The following is a 19158-nucleotide window of genomic DNA, read 5'->3' as shown; positions in this document are numbered from 1 at the left end:
TTCCATTCGGGTCATCTGCCAGACATATCGTCGCTGCGGGTCGGGGAACTGGCATGTCGCTCGGCCGTCGAGATGGCGTCGCGCATGACGGCGATCGCCGCCCGCTCGCCAGCGGCGTCAAGGATGTTCAGCGGTGCCAGAAGCGAAATCGCGGTCTCCATCCCGCGCAGGTGGTCATTGTTGATCGGCACGGTCAGCGTCAGACTTTCGATGCCCGCGCTGCGGCGGATGCCCCGCATGAAGCCCAGGCGCTGAAACTCGGCTATTTCCGCTTCGATTTGCGGCCGGGTCAGATCCCATTGGGCCAGGCGATCCTCCAGCAGGTCCAGGCAGCGGTCGCGGCTGCGTGCGTCCATCATGCCGAGAATGCAGACACCCGAGATGCCGACCCCCATCGGGATCCGCCCGCCGATGCCCGAGACATAGGGTTGCGCGACGATCTGACCCATCTGGTAATCCAGGCAGATCGTATCCAGCCCTGAACGCACCATGAGATAGGTCGAGAATTGGGTGCGCCCGGTGATGTCGATGAGGGCCGGGCGATATGTGGCGACGATCTCGTTCACGCCAAGGCTGCGATGAGCCAGCGCATAGGTGGCCGGCCCCAGCATGTAATTGCCGCGATTGCCGTTTTGCACGACCAGCCCGTATTCGGCCAATGCCACCAGTGTCCGGTGGACCGAGGATTTCGCCTCGCCCGTGGCGGCTGCCAGGGCCGCCAGCGCCATGCCCTTGCGGTCGGCCTGTCCCAGCAGGATCAGGATTTCCGCCGCCCGCCCGGCATTCGAAGAGGATTGTCTGGCCAAATGTCGCTCCAGCTGAGGTCTGCCCGCCATCCGGGTTTGGCCGGAACGGCGGGCAAGTCAAGCATTGCGCCTCTATGCAAAGCGTTTTTCCCGCAAGTCCCGCACGCGGGATGTCGCATCACGCAGGGCCGGGTCGCCATAGCCGCCCGCGCCGGGGGTCACGATCTCGAGAATGTCGCCCGGCGCCAGGTCCACGGACGCGCGCTCGAACCCGCTGCGCGCGCCGTTCAGGGTGAAATAGCCGCTGGCGCCCGGATTGCCGCCGTCCAGCCCCCAGGGCTGCGAAGTCAGGCGTGCGCCCATCACCTGCACGCGGCAGGGCTTTTCGGCGCGATAGACGCGGCGCAGGCCCATGCCGCCGACGAATTGCCCGTTCCCGCCCGAGCCGTCCACCAGTTCATAGCGCCGGAGCGTGATGGGATATTCGTTCTCGAGCGCCTCGACCGGCAGGTTCGAGGTGTTGGTCATGTGCACATGCACGCCGTCCAGTCCGTCCTTGTTGTGGCGCGCGCCGAACCCGCCGCCGATCGTTTCCAGATAGACCCACAGCGAGCCATCCTGGCGCCGCCCGTCGAAGCTGGCGACCGCGACCGAGCCGTTCGAGGCTGCGGTGACACGGTGGGGCACGACCGGGGCCAGTGCGCCGTGGATCAGGTCCACGACCCGCTGGCAGGCGGTGATGCGGCCATCGACAGCCGCCGGATGGGCGCAGCGCAGCAGCGTGCCTTCGCCGGCCGTGACGGTGATCGGCCGGGCCAGGCCCGCATTCGGCAGGACCGTCGGGTCCACGACGGTCTTGACCGCGTAATAGACCGTCGCCAGCAGTGCGGTATAGACGACGTTCAGGCCGGCGCGGACCTGCGGCGGGCTGGTGAAATCCAGCGCGATCTCGTCGCCCCTGACCTCGATGGTCACAGACATTTCCAATGGCGTCTCCAGCGATTCGCTGTCGAAGACGTCCGAGAAGGCATAGCGCCCGTCGGGGATCGCGCTGATGCCGGCGCGCATCTTGCGCTCGGCGTAGTCCATCAATTCGGAACCTGCGGCCAGCACGGTGTCCAGCCCGTATTTGCCGCAAAGCTCGGTCATGCGAATATTGCCCAGCCGGTTTGCGGCCAACTGTGCCCGAAGGTCCGAGATGCGCTCTGCCGGAACCTGGCAGTTCAGCAGGAACAGGCGCTGTATGTCCTCTTGCAGCTCGCCCCGCCGGTACAGTTTCACGGGCGGAATGCGTAGCCCTTCCTGATAGATATGTGCATGGCCGCGATCCGCGAAATCCGAATGATGCGCGGTGTTGATCGCCCAGGCGACCAGCTTGCCCTCGACGAAGACCGGCTCGGCCAGGACGATGTCGGGCAGGTGGGTGCCTCCCCCCTCATAGGCGTCGTTGCCCATGAACACGTCGCCCGGCTGGATCCCGTCTTGCCCGAAATGGCGCAGGACATAGGGGACGAAGCCGATGAAGCTGCCCAGATGCATGGGGATATGCTCGGCCTGGCACAGCATCCGACCCTCGGCGTCGAACAGCGCTGTCGAACAGTCGCGACGCTCCTTGATATTGGTGGAATAAGAGGCGCGCACCAGCGCCTCGCCCATTTCCTCGACCGTCGAGGCGAAGGCCGAACCGATGACCTCGACGGTGATCGGGTTCAGTTTCACTTGGGGGATCATGTTCACTTGGCTGCCTCCAGGATGAGGTTCAGATAGGGATCGACCGTCGCGGCCATGCCGGGGGGAACGACGCTGGTGGAATCCATCTGGTCGATGATCGCCGGGCCGCGGACGACATTGCCCGGCTTCAGCAATGCGCGGTCGTAAAGAGTGGTCTCGACGAAATCGTGCGCCTCGAGCATCCAGACGGGCCGCGAGCCGGTGACGGCCGCGCTGGCATCGTCGCCTTCCAGCGGCTGGGGCACGAAATCGGCCTTTTGCACCAGCCCGCTGGCGGCGGCGCGGAAAGTGACAAGCTGCATCGGCTCGCCCTCGGCCACGAAACCGTAGAGCTGGCGATGCGCGGCCAGGAAACCCTCGCGGATGGTGTCGAAGGTTGCGGCGTCGACGGGGCCGTCGGGAAGAGCCACGGCTATTTCATAGTTCTGTCCGGCATAGCGCACGTCGACGGCAAGATTCAGGACACGGGCGGGATGCGCGATGCCTTCGGCCTCGAACCAGGCGCGGGCGCGGGCGCGCAGGTCGTCGAAGATCGCCTGGACCTGTTCGGGCGTCGCCTGGTCCAGTCGCATCAGGCTGGTTGCCGAGAAGTCGCTGCGCAGGTCGGTCATCAGCAGCCCCAGCGCGCATAGCACGCCCGGCGTGCGCGGGATCAGCACCCGGCTCATGCCCAGTTCGCGCGCCAGGCGCGCGGCCTGGACCGGCCCCGCCCCGCCGAAAGCCACCAGCGTATAGTCGCGCGGATCATGTCCCCGCTGGACCGAGATCACCCGGATCGCCTTGGCCATGTTGGCGACGACGATGTCGAGGATGCCGTTTGCGGTCTCCAGCATCTCCATGCCCAGCCTGTCGGCCAGCTTCTGGATCGCGGCCACGGACAGGGTGCGGTCGATCTTCATCCGCCCGTTCAGCAGATATTCGGGGTTCTGCGTCTGCAAGACCACATTGGCGTCGGTGACGGTGGGTTCGTCATTGCCTAGCCCATAGCAGGCCGGGCCGGGATTGGCGCCCGCGCTTCTCGGTCCGACCTTCAGAAGCCCGCCGTTGTCGACATAGGCGATCGAACCGCCGCCTGCGCCCACCGTATGGATGTCCAGCATCGGCACCTTCAGGGGATAGCCATGGACCACGGCCTCGTTGACCACGCGGCATTCTCCGCCCGACAGCAGTGCGACGTCGGAACTGGTGCCGCCCATGTCGAAGGTGATCAGGTTGTCGATGCCGGTCATCCGCCCGATGGCCTGCGCGGCGACCACGCCGGTCGAGGGACCGGAAAGCACTGTGCGCACCGGCATTTCCGCCGCCGTGTCGAAGGCGATCACGCCGCCGTTCGACTGCGTCAGTTGCGGCGCGACCTTCAGGCCCAGATCGGTCAGCTTCTTCTTCAGCGCGCGGACATAGCCCTGCATCACCGGGCCCAGATAGGCGTTGACGACCGTGGTGGACAGGCGCTCGTATTCGCGGAACTCGGGCGCGATATCGGAGGAGATCGCGGTAAAGGCGTCAGGGAACTCCTCGGCGATGATCTTGGCCGCACGGCGCTCATGCGCGTCGTTGAGAAAGCTGTAGAGGAAACTGACCGCGACCGATTTGACCCCCTGTGCCTTCAGTTCCCGCACCGCTTCGCGGAAGGCGCCTTCGTCCAGCGCCTCTTCGACCGAGCCGTCGGCGCGCACGCGCTCGGCCACCCCCAGCCTCAGGTCGCGCGTGACCAGGGTTTCGGGCTTGTCGGCTTGCAGGTCATAAAGGTCGGGCCGTTTCTGGCGGCCGATTTCCAGCAAGTCGCGGAAGCCGTCGGTGGTGATGAGGCCGGTCTTGACCCCGCGGCCCTGGATCAGCGCATTGGTGGCAACGGTCGTGCCATGTCCCAGGAAGCTGATGGTCTCGGCGCTGGCAGAAACCTGTTCCAGCCCTTCGGCTACCCCTTGCGTAATGCCGCGCGACGGATCGTCGGGGGTCGATGAGACTTTCCAGATCGTTACCTCGCCCGAGGTGTCATCGAAGAGGCAGACATCCGTGAAGGTGCCGCCCGAATCCACGCCGATACGCCAAGTCATGGGTTTTTTCCTGCATTCGTTGCTAGGCGTTCAGGCGCGGCAGCCCCTCGGCGCCGGCCCGTCTGCCCTGGTTTGACATGGAGCCATATCAGGACAGAGCGCTCGCATGGTCAATCATATTCTTGAATCAGGTATAAAAACTATAATATATTCTGATTACAAGAATTAAATGGATATGAAGTCCAGGAATCTGCCCAAAAGATGAGCAGTACCATGCATTATATTCTGTTAATAAGAATTTATTACAAATTGTCATCTGATAAATGGAATATACTTGACCGAGGAAAAAATGAATCGCTACCCTTCCATCAGTGAAAGCCCGGCGGCACCTCCCATGCGGACCTGTCGAAGGGGCCTTGGAAAACCGCCCTGGCACAGGGGCGACAGCAGGGAAGCAAGGTCATGCAATTGAACAGACGGAACTTGTTGAAGATCGCCACGATGTCGGGCGCGGTGCTGGCGCTTGGCGGGCGTTTCGCCCAGGCGCAAGGGGGGCAGACCCTGCGGGTCGGGCTTTCGACCTATCCGCCACATCTGCGTCCCTGGGTGAATGTCGGCTATTCGGGGCATCTGCTGTGTTCGCTGATCAATCGCACCCTGATCAACTACGACGAGCAGGGGCAGCTGGTGGGCGAACTGGCCGAAAGCTGGGACAACGAGACGCCCGAGACATGGCGCTTTACCCTGCGCGAATCGCATTTCCACGACGGCAGCCCGGTCACGGCGCAGGATGTGGAATGGACCTTCCAGCAGATCCAGGCAGACGGTTCGGGCGCCTATATGTTCGACGCCCTGCGCCCCGTCACCGGCTTCGAGGTCATAGACGAGCGCAATTTCCGCCTGACCACGGATGAACCGCTGGCCACGCTGCCGGCGCTGATGACGTTTCCGTTCCTCTCGATCCTCAAGGCCGGTTCGACCGATGCCGAGGATCAGGGGATCGGCGCCGGTCCCTATCGCATCGCCTATGCGGAAAAGGGCGTCTCGATCGAGTTGGAGCCGAACGAGCATTACTTCAAGCCCGGCCTGCCCACCCTGGCCGGCATCACCATCACGCCCTATGTCGATGAAAGCGCCCGGGTAGCGGCGCTGAACGCGGGCGATGTGGACATGATCGACTATGTGCCCTGGTCGGCCATGGCCGCGATCGAGGCCGATCCGGCTCTGGCTCTGCACAAGGTCGATGCGGGCGCCTTCATGTATCTCAGCTTCAACGGCGGCGGCGTCTTTGCCGATCCGCGCCTGCGGCAGGCGGTGGCCTTCGGCCTGCGTCGCGACGAGTTCGTCAAGTCGATCTTCTTCGGCTTCGGCGCCGAGATGACGGGCCTGCCGCGCGCCGCCGGCAGCCCCTACCGCCATGACGACCAGGCCGCCTTCTGGGGCTATGACCCCGAACGCGCCAAGGCGTTGCTGAAAGAGGCCGGCCACGAGAACGGCTTGACCGTCTCGCTGCTTTCGACGTCGCAATATTCGATGCATCGCGACACGGCGGTGCTGGTGCAGGCGCAACTGGCCGAGATCGGCATCACCGTCAACCTGACAATGCCCGATTGGGCGACGCGGGTGAACCTTGGCAACCAGGGCGCGGGCGATTTCGCGGTGCAGGGCATCGGGCTGGACAACCTCGACCCCGATGCGGTCACGACGCTGGTCGATCCCTCGCTGTCGCCCACTTACCTGCGCAGCCGCAATTTCGAGGTCGAGGGCCTCGGCGAGGCATTGGCGCAGGGGCGCAGCGAGATGGATGAAGCCAAGCGCGTGGATATCTATCGCCGGGCCGACCAGATGGTGCTGGAGGCGACCACCTTCTGCGGCCTGTGCTATCGCGCGACGGGTTTCGCCGCCAAGGCGAGCGTGCAGGATCTCGCCATGTTGCCCGACCAACTGTCTCCGTTCTCCTCGGTGCTGTTCGACAAGCTGAAGCTGGGCTGAACGGCCCAGCGTCCGATAACCAGACGAAAGGCGACCTGATGGGGTGGTTTGTCCGACGATTGGCCCAAAGCCTCGTCATGCTTTGGGTGGTTGTTTCCTTGGTCTTCCTGTCCATCCATTTCGTGCCGGGCGATCCGGCCGAACTGCTGCTGGCGCAGGACGGCGGTTCGCCCGATCCCCTGATGGTGCAGATGCTGCGCGAGCAGCTCGGCCTCGATCGCCCGCTGCCCGAGCAGTATTCCCACAACGTCATGGGGATTCTGAGAGGCGATCTGGGCGCCTCGATGGTCGATGGCAGCTCGGTCGGCCAGGAGGTGATGCGCCGCCTGCCGCGCACGCTGGAACTGATCGCGGCGGCGGGCATCCTCAGCCTCCTGATCGGCATTCCGGCGGGGGTGCTGTCGGCGCTGCGCCCCAGGGGCCGCTTCTCGCGGGGTGCGGCGGTGGTGGCAGGGACGGCGCAGTCGGTGCCGGTCTTCGTGCTGGGCACGCTGCTTGTGGTGCTGTTCGCCCAGGTCCTGGGCTGGCTGCCGGCGGGAGGCTTCGTGCCGTTTTCGCGCGATCCGGGCAAGCATCTGCAACTGCTGGTCCTGCCGGCCGCGACCATCGCCATCGGCCTGTCCGCCATCGTCTTCCGCATCACCAGGGCATCGATGCTGGACGTGCTGCCGCTGGATTTCATCCGCACGGCGCGGGCCAAGGGGGTTCCCGCCCGCCGGGTGATCATCCGCCATGCCCTGCGCAATGCGCTGATGCCGGTCATCACCGTGTTCGCGCTGCAACTGGGCGGCCTCCTGGCCGGCACGGTGCTGGTCGAGACCGTGTTCAACTGGCCCGGCCTGTCGGGAATGCTGGTCGCGGGCGTGAACGCGCGCGACTACCCGGTGGTCACTGGCGTGCTGGTCGTCGTCTCGGCCTTCTATATCGGGCTGAACCTGCTGGTCGACATCATCTACGGCATCACCGACCCGAGGGTGCGCAAATGAAACAGGCTTTCCAAAGCCCATCGGGCATCCTGCTGGCGCTGATCCTGGCCATAGCCTTTATCGGGCCGCTGCTGCCTCTGGCCGATCCTCTGGCCATGGATGTGGCGGCGCGGTTTGGCGGACCCTCGGCAGCGCATCCGCTGGGACAGGACGAGTACGGGCGCGACCTGCTGTCGCGGCTGGTCCACGCGCTGCGCTCGGCCATCCTGATATCGGGAGGCGCGGCGATGATCTCGGCGGTGATCGGTGTCTCGGTCGGCGTGGTCGCGGGGTATGTCCGCGGCTTTTCCGAGGCGCTGTCGATGCGCGTGATGGATGTGATCCTGTGCTTTCCGCCGCTGCTGCTGGCGATGCTGGCCGCGACGCTTTACGGTGCCGGCCCGTCCACGCTGGTGCCGGTGCTGGCGCTGGTCTTCGTGCCCAGCTTCACCCGCGTGGCCCATGCCAGCGTGATGACCGTGCGCGGGCAGGATTACGTCGACGCCACGCGCCTGATGGGTGCATCGGCGACCCGCATCATCTTTCGCACGATCCTGCCCAATATCGTCGGACCGCTGTTCGTGCAGTTCAGCTTCGTCGTGGTGATGTCGGTGATCCTGGAATCCGGCCTGTCGTTCCTGGGCCTTGGCGTGCTGCCGCCACAGCCGTCCCTGGGCATGATGATCGGCACCGCACGCTCGACCTTCGCGCAGGAACCATGGCTGCTGCTGGCGCCCTGCCTGTCGCTGATCGTGCTGGTGCTGGTCCTGAACGCCTTTTGCGACCACCTGCGGCAGCTCTTCGATCCCAGACGGGAATCGGGCGCATGAGCCGCAATCGGGAGAACATGACGGTGACGCAATCCGCAGAACATCCGCTGCTGCAGGTCCAGGGCCTGACCGTGGGCTTTCGCCGCGGCGGCCAATGGAACGATGTTGTCCGCGATGTCGGCTTCTCGGTCAGCGGGGGCGAGACGCTGGCCATCGTCGGTGAATCCGGCTCGGGCAAAAGCGTCACCTCGATGGCGCTGATGCAGCTGCTGCCGCGCGACAATTCGCGCATCTCGGGGCAGGCGCTGTTCCGGGGCATCGACCTGCTGCAATTGGACGAACGCCAGATGGAGCGCATCCGGGGCGACCGGATCTCGATGATCTTCCAGGAGCCGATGACCTCGTTGAACCCGGTGATGACCATCGGCGCGCAGATCGCGGAATCGATCCTGACGCATCGTCGTATCGGCAAGGCCGAGGCCCGCGCCGAGGCGCTGGCGATGATGGATCGCGTGCGCATTCCCTCGGCCAAAAGCCGCTACGACGATTTCCCGCACCAGTTTTCCGGCGGCATGAGGCAGCGGGTCATGATCGCGGCCGCCCTGGCTTGCCAGCCCGATCTGCTGATCGCCGATGAACCGACGACGGCACTGGACGTGACGATCCAGGCGCAGGTCCTGGACCTGATCAAGGAGCTGCAGGCCGAAAGCGGCATGGGAGTGATCTTCATCACCCATGACATGGGCGTCGTGGCCGAGGTCTCGGACCGCACGTTGGTCATGTATCACGGCGACGTAATCGAATCCGGCACGACCGAGCAGATTTTCCGCCACCCTGCCAAGGCTTATACCAGTGCGCTGCTTTCTGCCGTGCCCCGTCTGGGCTCGATGACCGGCAATGCGGTGCCGACGCCCTATCCGGTCTTTGACATCGCCAGCGGCAAACTGCGTGAGCCCGAGCGTCGTTCCAACACGCTGCGCGAGGGGCCGCCCTATCTGTTGCAGGTCAGCGACCTTTCCAAGCGCTTTGCCATCCAGAGCAAGATTCTGAAGCGCACCATCGCCCGCGTTCATGCGGTCGAAGGCGTCAGCTTTACCCTGCGACAGGGAGAGACGCTGTCCATCGTCGGCGAATCCGGTTGCGGGAAATCGACCACCGGCAAGCTGATCACCGGGCTGCACGACCGCGACGAAGGCCGGGTCGTGCTGGCCGGGCGCGAGCTGGGCGCCATCCCGGCGGTCGAACGCGCCCATGACATCCAGATGATCTTCCAGGATCCTTATGCCAGCCTGAACCCCCGCCTGCGCATCGGAGAGGCGATAACCGAGCCGTTGCGCATCCACGGCAAGGCGAGCGCGACCGAGCAACGCGAGATTGCCGCATCGCTGCTGACCCGCGTCGGGTTGCAGCCGGAAATGGCCGGGCGCTATCCGCATGAATTCTCGGGAGGCCAGCGTCAGCGCATCTGCGTCGCGCGGGCCCTGGTGATGAAGCCCAAGGTCATCGTGGCCGATGAGGCGGTTTCGGCGCTGGATGTGACGATGAAGACGCAGGTCGTCAACCTGATGATGGACCTGCAACAGGAAATGGGCTTGGGCTTCGTGTTCATCAGCCATGACATGGCGGTGGTCGAACGCATCAGCCACCGGATCGCGGTGATGTATCTGGGCGAGATCGTCGAGATCGGCCCGCGCGCGGCCATTTTCGAGAATCCGCGCCATCCCTATACGCGGCGGTTGCTGGGCGCGGTTCCGGTGCCCGATCCGGCCCGGCGTCACCAGCGCGGTGCAGCTGTAGTCACCGAACTGCGCAGCCCCGTCCGCCCGCCGGACTATCGTCGCCCCGTCCGGCGCTATCTTGAAATCTCGGACGATCATTTTGTCCTGGACTCCGGGGAAGACTGGCAATGACGCCAGTCCCCATTCTGACGATGCGAGCCAACATCCATGTCCATGCTTTCCATTCCCGTCGCCCCCTTTCCAGGTGACGATACCCTTCCTGCTGCGGTCGATGTGGTGATCGTCGGCGGGGGCATCATCGGAGTCACCACCGCGTTGGAACTGGCCGAACGCGGGATCTCGGTCGCGCTTTGCGAAAAGGGCGTGATCGCGGGTGAACAGTCCAGCCGCAACTGGGGCTGGACGCGGCAGATGGGCCGGGATGAACGCGAATTGCCCCTGTGTATGCATTCGGTCGAGATGTGGTCGCAGATGAACGAACGCATCGGGCGCGACACCGGCTGGCGCCGCACCGGCATCAGCTACCTGTCCTATAACCGCCGCGACCTGAAAGGCTGGCTGGCCTGGGAAGAGATCGGCCGCCGCCACGGGCTGGACGCGCGGATGCTGTCGCAGGCCGAGATCGCCGAAAAGCTGCCGGGCAACAATGGCGGTATCCTGGGCGTGCTGCATACTGCCTCGGACGGGCGGGCCGAACCGTGGATCGCAGTTCCCGCCATCGCCGAGGCCGCGCGCGAAAAGGGCGCCCATATCCTGACCGGCTGCGCGGTGCGGACGGTCGAGACCTCGGCCGGGCGGGTCAGCGCCGTGGTGACCGAACGCGGCACGATCCGTTGCCAGGTGGCGGTCGTCGCCGGGGGGATCTGGTCGCGGCTGTTCCTTGGCAACATGGGGCTGGATTTTCCGCAACTGAAGGTGATCGGCCCGGTGGCCTGCGTAGACGGGGTCGAAGGGCTGACGGACATGCCGGTCGGGGCAGGGGACTTTGCCTATCGCAAGCGGCTGGATGGCGGGTTCACCGTGGCGGTCAGGAACAAGAACCTTGCCCCCCTGACGCCGGATCATTTCCGGCTGCTGACCGAGTTCTTCCCGACCTTCCTGACCACCTGGCGCGAGTTGAGCCTGCGCCTGAACGGGATCTTCCTGCAGGAAGCGCTGATCCGGCGATCCTGGCGAGCGGATGAGGCTACCCCGTTCGAGGCTTGCCGGGTCATGGACCCGCCTGCCGTGCCCGGCTTTACCCGCAAGGCGCTGAAGAATCTCGGCCGTGCCTTTCCGCGCTTCGCGAGTGCCCGCGTCCGCCGCGAATGGGCGGGCGTCATGGACGCGACGCCGGACGCGATCCCCGTCATCAGCCCCGTCCATACCGTCCCCGGCCTGCACGTCGCCTCGGGCTTTTCGGGACACGGCTTCGGCATCGGCCCCGGTGCGGGCCAGTTGATGGCCGACCTGATCACCGGCGAGCCTACCCGCGTCGATGCCAAGGTTTTCGACATCAGCCGCCTGCGCCCGCGCTATGGCGCGACGGCTACCTGACCCGTTTCATGACTTCGGAGGAGGAACCCGATATGACCCGCATTCCCGCCAAGGCTTTCCAGGGTGAGCCGCAGGACTACCGCAACTATATCGACGGCGCGTTCGTGGAGAGCGGCACCGGAGTAATCGAGGTGCTGAACCCCGCCAACGGCAGGCTTCTGGGCCGAATCCCCGACACGGGGCCGGACCAGGTCGATGCTGCCGTGAAGGCCGCCCGCCATGCGCAGGCCGGCTGGGAAAGGCTGCCCGCCATCGAGCGCGCGGGGTATCTGCGCCAGGTCTCGGCCAAGCTGCGCGAGCATCGCCTGGAGCTTGCCGACGTCATCGTCAAGGAGCAGGGCAAAGTGCGCGGCCTGGCCCAGGTCGAGGTCGATTTCACCGCCAATTACATCGACTACATGGCCGAATGGGCCCGCCGGATCGAGGGTGAGGTGCTGACCAGCGATCGCCCGAATGAAACCATGTTGCTGTTGCGCAAGCCCATCGGCGTGGTCGCGGGCATACTGCCCTGGAACTTTCCGTTCTTCCTGATCGCGCGCAAGATGGCGCCGGCACTGGTGACCGGCAATACCATCGTCATCAAACCCAGCGAGGAAACCCCGCTGAACGCTTATCTATTCGCCGAACTGCTGGCGGAAACGGACTTGCCGAAGGGGGTTTTCAACCTGATCGGCGGCCGTGGCGCGACAACCGGCGAGGCATTGGTGACCCATCCCGGCATCGACCTGATCACCTTTACCGGCAGCGTCGGCACGGGTGCGCATATCATGCAGGCGGCGGGCCGAAACCTGACCAAGGTCAATCTGGAACTGGGCGGCAAGGCTCCGGCCATCGTGCTGAAGGACGCCGATCTCGACCTGGCCGCGCAGGCGATTCATGCCTCGCGCGTGATCAACACCGGGCAAGTCTGCAATTGTGCCGAGCGGGTCTATGTCGAACGGTCCGTCCACGATGCGCTGGTCGAGAAGCTCGCGGCCTTGTTTCAGGAAACGCGCTATGGCGATCCTTCGGTCACGGATGATCTGGACATGGGCCCTCTGATCAATCGGGCCGGTCTGGACAAGGTGGCGGGCGCCGTCGACCGGGCATGCGAGCAGGGGGCGACCGTGGTAACAGGCGGCAAGCTCGCCGACCTGCCCGAGGGGTTCCATTACGAGCCGACGTTGATTACCGGGGTGAATGCCGAAATGGACATCATGCGCCGCGAGACCTTTGGTCCAGTTCTGCCGGTTCAACCGGTCGACAGTCTCGACGAAGCCATCGCATTGGCCAATGACAGCGAATATGGCCTGACCTCGTCCATCTATACCCGCGATCTGAATGCCGCGATGAAAGCGGCGCGCGAGTTGAAGTTTGGCGAGACTTATATCAACCGTGAGAATTTCGAGGCAATGCAGGGCTTCCACGCCGGCCGTCGCAAATCCGGCATCGGCGGGGCGGACGGCAAGCATGGATTGTATGAGTTTACCGTGACCCATACCGTCTATATCAAAGGATAAGCCGGCTCGCTTGCTGCCGTGGCCGAGACGCTCGCCGATGTGCCGGATGTTCATCCGAATATCGGCGGGCAACTGCAGCCATGATATCGTGCGCTTCGCCAAGGCGCTATGCACCCCCATCGGTGAGGTGGACGTCGCGTCCGGCGAGAAATGCGGGGAGGTTTATGCGGAGCTAAGCGGCGTGTCGATCGGCATCCTCGGTGTTGCGATGGAACAGGGGAGAACAGATCTTATGGCAGCAGGTGCTGCCAGCCCCCGCAACCAACACACAACCGAACCCATCCAGCCCGGGGACTATGTGCGGGCCTAGAGGTTACGGCATGGCTTCGGGGAGCAATCGCGTGGGTATTGTCGCCGACTGTCCATGTGACACCGGCGGGCTCCCGCTTTCGCAGTTCAGCAAGGACGCGAGTCCGTCCGCTTCCTGCGCTGTCCGGGGCTCTGCCCAATAGTCGCGGGTGGCGGCGAAGACATAGAGCAGGATGAAGCCAAGGATCGGCAGCACGTCCATCAACCCGGTCAGCTGGCTCGCATGGGTGTGGAACAGCCGCGATCCGACGCCGATCACGAACAGCACCGCCGCCAGCGCCCGACCCATCGCCATCTCTGGCCCGCGCAGCCGCGGCCAGAGAACAAGGGCGGCGATCAGGAAGGCGAGGTTCGTCATCGCGTTGATCGGCTCGGCCCAGTCGTCCGGGCCGGTCCGTTCGCAATAAGCCTCCACAGGGCAAGCCAGGTCATCGGAATCCTTCTGGACACAGGTCAGGATCCAGCTGTGCGGGGCGCAGCGCCCAACTGTCCGGCCGAAATGGAGGCCAGTTCACCCTAAAACGGCCCGTGCTTGCCAGAGGCTGACTTGCTTTATTGCGCGGCCAAGGGTTCAATTTCCAGCGCGGCGTAGAAGTTGGCCTCGGCTTCGGCGGGCGGGATGTTCCCGATCGGCTCCAGCAGAAGGCGGTTGTTGAACCAGTCAACCCATTCGAGCGTGGCGTATTCCGCCGCTTCGAAGCCGCGCCATGGTTCGCGCCGATGGATGACCTCGGCCTTGAACAGGCCGTTGATCGTCTCGGCCAGGGCTGCGAGCGATGCACGCGGCGAGTCGAGGTCCATGCCGGAACTGACAGTCGGATCAACCACCCACGCGGTTACGAACGAGAAGATCCCGGAGAGACCCTCGACATGGACGAACTGTCCGGATTTGCATCGGTCGGCACGCTCAACCTGCAAGCGTCGGCCGAAAAATGCGCGCCAGCAGTAATGTCCCGTGACAATCTGCCCGACATGGGCAGAATAAACGGGAGATGCCGTCCAAGCCGTGTTCGAGCCGTATCGGCGGGCTGCCCAAAATCTGAAAAGATCCGGCGACATTCATTAAAAGAACCAGCGCGGGGCGTGTCCGCGATGTTGCGGTGCCACGCGGTTTCTTCGTAGGATCGACCCGGAACGAGGGACAGCGCGGGCTGATCAGGGGGCCCTCCGGGCAACCGCTCCGGAGGCGTCACGCATCGACCCATGCAGCAGGATAGCGACTCATGACCACCGATTTTTCCCTCACACGGGCGATGTTCGACCTGCCCGAAGGGGTGATCTATCTGGACAGCAACTCTTTGGGGCCGCTGCCGCTTGCGGTGAAGGAACGGATGGGCCGCGTCGTCGGCGAGGAATGGGGCGGAATGCTGATCCGGGGCTGGAACGAGGCCGGCTGGATGGAGCAGCCCCGTCGCGTGGGCGACCGCATCGCCGGGCTGATTGGGGCTGAACCCGGCAGCGTGGTGATGGGCGACACGCTGTGGATCAAGGTCTATCAGGCGCTGGCCTCGGCCTTCGAGATGAACCCCTGCCGCCGCGTGGTTCTCTCGGACAACGGCAACTTCCCCTCTGACCTCTATATCGCGCAGGGGCTGGTCAGGACGCTGGGCCAGGGCTACGAGCTGCGCATCGCCGATCCCGAGGCCGTGCTGGACGCCATCGGCGAAACCGTCGCCGCGATCCTGATCACCGAGGTCGATTGCCGCACCGGGCGGCGCCACGACATGAAGGCGCTGACGGCGCGCGCGCATGAAAAGGGCGCGCTGGCGATCTGGAACCTGTCCCATTCGGCGGGCGCACTGCCGCTTCACGTCGCGGCCGAAGGCGCAGATTTCGCCGTCGGCTTCACGCCGCTGTATCTCAGCCATGACGATGTCAACCGCGCGGTCGATATCCTGGCGCGGATCATGGAGGAACGCCGCTGGGACCGGCCCGAATTCAAGGCGCGGGCGCGGGTGACATGATCCGCGCGCGCATCCTTCCCTGCGTCTGCCGCCCCTCGGGCTGGATCGCGCTGTGGCGGCGGATCGGGCAATGTGCCATTCTGGACCAGCGAGTCACTTTTCCCTGAGCATCCATTTCAGCGAAAAGAGAGAGCGAACATGAGTTACGATCCTTCCAGGGACGGCGCGCAGATGGATTTCCGCCAGCGCATGTCCTATGGCGACTATCTGCAAATCGACCAGATCCTGACCGCGCAGAAGCCGCTTTCGACCGCCCATGACGAGATGCTGTTCATCATCCAGCACCAGACCTCCGAATTGTGGATGAAACTGGCGCTGTATGAGGTGAACGGCGCGCGGGACATGATCGCCGCCGACCGCGCGCCCGAGGCGCTGAAGATGCTGTCGCGCGTCTCGCGCATCTTCGAGCAGTTGAACAACGCATGGGACATACTGCGCACCATGACCCCCTCGGAATATACCGAGTTCCGCGACGATCTGGGGCAGTCCTCGGGCTTCCAGTCGTGGCAATACCGGCTGATCGAATATGCTGTCGGCAACCGCAACCTCGCGATGCTGAAACCGCATGAACATCGACCGGACTTGCTGGAAAAGCTTAAGGCCGAACTGGCCCGCCCCTCGCTTTATGACGAGGTGCTGCGGCGTCTGGCGCGTGCCGGGCTACCAATCCCCGAAGAGGTTCTAAACCGGGACCTGTGGCAGGCATGGACATTCAACGAAGGTGTCATGGCGGTCTGGGCCGCCATCTATCGCAATCCGTCAAAATACTGGGAAGCCTATGAAGTCGCCGAAAAATTGGTCGATTTCGAGGATTACTTCCGCCGCTGGCGCTTCAACCACGTCACTACGGTCGAGCGCGTGATCGGCTTCAAGCGCGGCACCGGGGGCACGGCGGGAATCTCTTATCTCAAGCGGATGCTGGAGGTGGAACTGTTTCCCGAACTGTGGCGCGTGCGCACCGAGCTGTGAACCCGGCCCCCGGCCTGATTTCGCGCCGGGGCCAGCCCCTATCTCAAGCCTGCGTATCGGCGCCGATGCCGGAAGGCGCGGCCAGCTTGCGCGCCTCTTTGGGGGCAGGCCGAAATGGGTCTTGAAGGCGGTGGTGAGGCTGGCCTGGTGGTCGTAGCCCACCATATGCGCGATGGGGGCGATGGGGATGTCGGGATCGGCCAGCATCTTGGTCGAGTTGGTGCCAAGCTCGCGCGCCAGGTCGGCGATGGTTAGCCGCCCGCCGGCATCGTCGGACAGGATCTCTTGCGCGCGGGCGAACATGGCCAGTCTGCGCTCGGTGAAGGCGATCCCGCTGTTGCTGTCCACGGGATCGGCCTCCAGCGCCGCCGTGGTCAGCGACAGCAGTTCGAAGATGCGCGCCACCACCATCATCAGGTCGCGCTGGCTGTTGAATTCCAGCGCGAAGACGTCGCGCAGGGCGGTGACGATCTTGACCGTGGTCGCGGCCTCGACCAGTGCCATCGCGCCCGCCGCCGGGCGCATCAGCCGCTCTGCCCGGCTGCCGGGCTGCGCGCCGAAGCCGAAGCTGTCGGCCAACAGTTCGGGCCGGACATAGAGGCTGATCATGCGGAAGCGCCCCGGCAGGCAGCAGACGTCGTAGCTGACCCCCGGCGCCTGGTGGCAGGCCATGATGGTCGAGGCGGTCAGGCCGGGTTCCTCGGGGCGGGGCATGGCCAGTTCGACCGAGCCTTCCAGCAGGAAATGGAACTCGACCAGCCCTTCCGAGGGGACCTTCTCGAAGCGGGTCGAGACATAATCGCAATCGGTGACGATCATGTAGATCTCGTCGCCGATCGAGATCAGCTTCCAGCAGCCGGTGCCCTCGTCGGGGGGCAGATCGACACGGGTGAAGGCGATGTTCCAGCGACTGTCGATCCGGCGCAGATGGTTGCCGGGGCTTTGGGCGATGATCTCGAGGGCCGTGCGTATCGCGCTGCCCGGCCCGACAAGGGCGGCGCGGAACAGCCCCTTGGTATCGGGATGAATCACGATGCTGATTCCCGGAGGGCGGGATGACATGGCGGGGGGTCTCTAGACTGGCGGTGATTCCAGGCCGCCAGTCTAGGGGATGGGCCAATGGCTGGCGAGTGCGGCCAGAAGCGCCCCTTTCCGTCACGCCGCCGCGCCGCGCACCACGATGGCCTTCTTGCACAGGAAGCGCAGGAAGCCGCCATGGCCGTAACGGCTGCCGCCAAGGCCCGACGAGCCGAAGGCGGTCTTTTCGGCACGCGCGCCGACGCCCCTCATCGTGTCGAAATCGTTGATCCACATGCCGCCGGCATTGATGCGCTGGCCGACCGCGATGGCGGCATCCTCGTCGCCGATGATCGCCGCCGGCAGGCCGAATTCGGTGTCGTTGGCCAGTTGCACGGCCTCGTCCACGGTATCGAAGCTCATGATCGGCACGATGGGGCCGAAGGTCTCGTCGCGCATCACCGCCATGTCCTGCGTGACGTCGGCCAGCACGGTCGGTTCGCACCACAGCCCGCTTTCGTGGTCGATGATGCGGCCCCCGGTCGGGATGCGCGCGCCCTTGGCGACGGCGTTGTCAAGCTGGGCGCGCGGGATCTCGGCCTGGCGGGCGAAGATCACCGGGCCAAGTCTCCCTGCTTGATGTCCTGCATGCTCATGCCAAGCGCCTGCATCCGCGCGACCGTGCGTTTGGTCACCTGGTCGAGGATGCCGTGGTAGCCTCGCTCGATCGCGCAGCAAAGCCGGCCCGAGTTTTCCGTCGCGCCGCGGGTGATGATTTCCGCCGCCATGTCGGCATCGGCGCTGTCCAGCACAACCACCGGGTCGCTGCCGCCCAGTTCCAGGAAGGCGGTCTTGAACTGGCTGGCGGCGCGTGCCTGCACCTTACCTTGCGCCCGGTCGGGACCGAGCCGGTGAAGACTAGCGTGTCGGTCAGGTCCACGAGCCAGCCGCCGGTCTCGGCCCCGCCCTCGAACACGTCCAGCACGTCGCGCAGGTGTTCGACCTCGGCGATGGCCTTGCGGAAGGGGGCGATGAAGCGCGGCGTCCCCTCGCTGGGCTTGATCGCGACGGCGGAGCCCGCCAGCAGCGCGCAGATCGCGTCGATCATCGCCAGGATCAGCGGATAGTTCCAGGGCGAGATGATGCCGACCAGCTGATAGGGCACATATTGCTGCTGGAAGCGTAGGGCCGGGTCCGAGGAGTTGCCGGTCGCCTCGGCCATTGCCTCGGCGGCGGTGGCGCAACGCATGCGGGTGATGCCCTTCAGCCCCTCGATTTCGTTCACGGACCATTCATGCCGCCCGGTATCGGCGCAAAGCAGGTCCAGGATCGGCTGGTAATGGCGGTCCACCGCGTCGCACAGCGCCTCCATCGCGCGGATGCGGCCGTCAAGGCCGATCTCCAGCCATTTGGCCTGTCCGGCGTGCAGGGCTTCGGTGTGGGTGGTCAGGGCGGGCGGGTCCAGCGGCGTGATCTGGTAATCCACCTTGCCGCTGCGGGGATTGCGGAGTCGATGCTGTGGGTCATGGGAACTCCGGGGTCTCGTAAAGGCTGGTTTCGCCTGAACATGCGCGGGGCGGAGCTTTCGGGGAATGGCCCGGCGGCGCTTGGGGCGGATATCCAAAGGAAAAGGCCGGGCGGGCAAAATCGCCGCGCTGTATCCCGGCCCGGCGGCCGGGTTTACTGGCCGCAACCCTGTAACCCGCGAGGCCCATATGCAGAATTTCCTTCGTGATCTCGAATCCCGTGGCGAGTTGGCACGCGTCTCGCGGCAGGTCGATCCGCGCCACCAGTTCGCCGCCGTGACCCCCGCCGTGCAGCGCGCGGGCGAACATGCGGTGCTGTTCCAGGACGTGGCGGGGTTGGCGATGCCAGTGGTCTCGAACCTCTACGGCAACCATGGCCGGCTATGCCGGATGATCGG

Annotated in this window: 11 protein-coding genes and 6 pseudogenes; 9 read left to right on the top strand and 8 right to left on the bottom strand. The window is 64.9% G+C overall.

Features of this window, described 5'->3' with window-relative positions; genetic code table 11:
• Positions 1-11: 11 nt before the first annotated feature.
• From FE811_RS06880 to FE811_RS06870, 3 genes are all read right to left on the bottom strand, one after another.
• Positions 12-806 carry a helix-turn-helix domain-containing protein gene (locus FE811_RS06880; protein ID WP_166435428.1) on the bottom strand — a complete coding sequence of 265 codons (795 nt, stop codon included), beginning with the start codon at positions 804-806 and terminating at the stop codon, positions 12-14.
• Positions 807-878: 72 nt separating this feature from the next.
• Positions 879-2465, bottom strand: a complete 1587-nt coding sequence (locus FE811_RS06875) for a hydantoinase B/oxoprolinase family protein (RefSeq protein WP_370362666.1) — start codon at positions 2463-2465, stop codon at positions 879-881.
• A gap of 14 nt (positions 2466-2479) precedes the next feature.
• Entirely contained in the window at positions 2480-4534 is a 2055-nt protein-coding gene (locus FE811_RS06870; protein WP_116221296.1) for a hydantoinase/oxoprolinase family protein, read from the bottom strand.
• 408 nt (positions 4535-4942) lie between these two features.
• On the opposite strand from FE811_RS06870, the gene FE811_RS06865 reads away from it, so the two are divergent.
• The 6 genes from FE811_RS06865 to aldA are packed head-to-tail and all read left to right on the top strand — an operon-like array spanning position 4943 to position 12975.
• Positions 4943-6466, top strand: coding sequence for an ABC transporter substrate-binding protein (locus FE811_RS06865; protein ID WP_208861537.1), 1524 nt, complete (start codon positions 4943-4945; stop codon positions 6464-6466).
• 38 nt (positions 6467-6504) lie between these two features.
• Entirely contained in the window at positions 6505-7452 is a 948-nt protein-coding gene (locus FE811_RS06860) for an ABC transporter permease (protein WP_036752900.1), read from the top strand.
• On the top strand, positions 7449-8261 hold the full coding sequence (locus FE811_RS06855) for an ABC transporter permease (RefSeq protein ID WP_036752903.1): 813 nt from the start codon (positions 7449-7451) through the stop codon (positions 8259-8261). Before FE811_RS06860 ends, FE811_RS06855 begins: the two co-directional genes overlap by 4 nt.
• On the top strand, positions 8258-10111 hold the full coding sequence (locus FE811_RS06850) for an ABC transporter ATP-binding protein (protein WP_244294996.1): 1854 nt from the start codon (positions 8258-8260) through the stop codon (positions 10109-10111). The genes FE811_RS06855 and FE811_RS06850 overlap by 4 nt, the downstream gene beginning before the upstream one ends.
• Before the next feature lie 36 nt (positions 10112-10147).
• Positions 10148-11476, top strand: coding sequence for an FAD-binding oxidoreductase (locus FE811_RS06845; protein ID WP_244294994.1), 1329 nt, complete (start codon positions 10148-10150; stop codon positions 11474-11476).
• 8 nt (positions 11477-11484) lie between these two features.
• The gene (gene aldA, locus FE811_RS06840; RefSeq protein ID WP_338117753.1) at positions 11485-12975 is read left to right on the top strand and encodes an aldehyde dehydrogenase; all 1491 of its coding nucleotides are present in this window, start codon (positions 11485-11487) and stop codon (positions 12973-12975) included.
• A 451-nt stretch (positions 12976-13426) separates the two neighbouring features.
• Here the strand turns inward: aldA and FE811_RS28195 are convergent.
• Both FE811_RS28195 and FE811_RS06830 read right to left on the bottom strand, forming a co-directional pair.
• Positions 13427-13711: pseudogene (locus tag FE811_RS28195) on the bottom strand (ceramidase domain-containing protein); the annotation flags it as partial.
• 125 nt (positions 13712-13836) lie between these two features.
• Positions 13837-14109, bottom strand: a pseudogene (locus FE811_RS06830) (IS3 family transposase); the annotation flags it as partial.
• A gap of 398 nt (positions 14110-14507) precedes the next feature.
• Between FE811_RS06830 and FE811_RS06825 the strand changes: the two are divergent.
• Both FE811_RS06825 and kynA read left to right on the top strand, forming a co-directional pair.
• Positions 14508-15149 (top strand): annotated as a pseudogene (locus tag FE811_RS06825) (kynureninase); the annotation flags it as partial.
• A 237-nt stretch (positions 15150-15386) separates the two neighbouring features.
• Positions 15387-16217 (top strand): tryptophan 2,3-dioxygenase, encoded by an 831-nt coding sequence (gene kynA, locus FE811_RS06820; protein WP_116221292.1) that lies wholly within the window; start codon positions 15387-15389, stop codon positions 16215-16217.
• A 1155-nt stretch (positions 16218-17372) separates the two neighbouring features.
• Here the strand turns inward: kynA and FE811_RS06815 are convergent.
• From FE811_RS06815 to FE811_RS06810, 3 genes and pseudogenes are all read right to left on the bottom strand, one after another.
• Positions 17373-17972 (bottom strand): aldehyde dehydrogenase family protein, encoded by a 600-nt coding sequence (locus FE811_RS06815; RefSeq protein WP_116221291.1) that lies wholly within the window; start codon positions 17970-17972, stop codon positions 17373-17375.
• Positions 17945-18115 (bottom strand): annotated as a pseudogene (locus FE811_RS28700) (aldehyde dehydrogenase family protein); the annotation flags it as partial. The gene FE811_RS06815 and the pseudogene FE811_RS28700, both read right to left, overlap by 28 nt.
• A 23-nt stretch (positions 18116-18138) precedes the next feature.
• Positions 18139-18858: pseudogene (locus tag FE811_RS06810) on the bottom strand (aldehyde dehydrogenase family protein); the annotation flags it as partial.
• Here FE811_RS06810 and FE811_RS28695 point away from each other — a divergent pair.
• Positions 18827-19102, top strand: a pseudogene (locus FE811_RS28695) (hypothetical protein); the annotation flags it as partial. The pseudogenes FE811_RS06810 and FE811_RS28695 overlap by 32 nt on opposite strands.
• Positions 19103-19158: the final 56 nt, after the last annotated feature.

Source organism: Paracoccus sp. FO-3, from assembly GCF_006386455.1.
Taxonomy (GTDB): domain Bacteria; phylum Pseudomonadota; class Alphaproteobacteria; order Rhodobacterales; family Rhodobacteraceae; genus Paracoccus; species Paracoccus versutus.
The sequence above is the reverse complement of the archived record's forward strand: the minus strand, read 5'-3'. Positions and strand labels throughout refer to the sequence as shown.

Coding starts and splice junctions, on each gene's coding strand:
- FE811_RS06855 (WP_036752903.1), top strand. CDS start 7,449: ATGAAACAGGCTTTCCAAAGCCCATCGGGCATCCTGCTGGCGCTGATC.
- FE811_RS06845 (WP_244294994.1), top strand. CDS start 10,148: ATGTCCATGCTTTCCATTCCCGTCGCCCCCTTTCCAGGTGACGATACC.
- kynA (WP_116221292.1), top strand. CDS start 15,387: ATGAGTTACGATCCTTCCAGGGACGGCGCGCAGATGGATTTCCGCCAG.
- FE811_RS06850 (WP_244294996.1), top strand. CDS start 8,258: ATGAGCCGCAATCGGGAGAACATGACGGTGACGCAATCCGCAGAACAT.
- FE811_RS06860 (WP_036752900.1), top strand. CDS start 6,505: ATGGGGTGGTTTGTCCGACGATTGGCCCAAAGCCTCGTCATGCTTTGG.
- FE811_RS06870 (WP_116221296.1), bottom strand. CDS start 4,534: ATGACTTGGCGTATCGGCGTGGATTCGGGCGGCACCTTCACGGATGTC.
- aldA (WP_338117753.1), top strand. CDS start 11,485: ATGACTTCGGAGGAGGAACCCGATATGACCCGCATTCCCGCCAAGGCT.